Raw genomic sequence first — 437 nt, 5'->3', positions numbered from 1 at the left:
CGCGCGGGGCACCCCGGCCCCCCCTGCCGATGCTGCGTCCGGCATTGCGCATCGCCCTCGCGACCAGCGTGCTGGGCTACGCGATTCTCGGCACTGTGCCGTTCCCTGCGTTGCGTCAGATCGCCGTGTTTGCGCTGGCGGGCCTGCTCTCGTCCTATGTGTTCGTCGTTTGGGCCTTGCCCGCCTTTCTGCCGCGCGAGGTGCCTGCGCTGCGCGCGCCGGTCGTCGCCCTTGCCCAACGCTGGCTGGCGATCTGGCGCGGCGCGCTTGCCGGGCGGCGCGGCACGGCGGTGGGGGGGCTGATCCTGCTGGCATGCGTGCCGGGCTGGTGGCGGCTGGGCGTCGACGACGACGTTCGCCGGCTCATTGCCCGCGATCCCGCACTGGTCGCGCAAGAGCAGGCGATCTCGCGCATCACCGGTATCGACGGAGCCACG

The 437-nt window shown here is 72.5% G+C and carries 1 pseudogene; it reads left to right on the top strand.

Going from position 1 to position 437, the window contains the following annotated elements:
• Nucleotides 1-437, top strand: a pseudogene (locus A985_RS28695) (MMPL family transporter); the annotation flags it as partial.

This window comes from Pandoraea sp. B-6 (genome assembly GCF_000282835.1).
Taxonomy (GTDB): Bacteria; Pseudomonadota; Gammaproteobacteria; order Burkholderiales; family Burkholderiaceae; genus Pandoraea; species Pandoraea cepalis.
The sequence above is the reverse complement of the archived record's forward strand: the minus strand, read 5'-3'. Positions and strand labels throughout refer to the sequence as shown.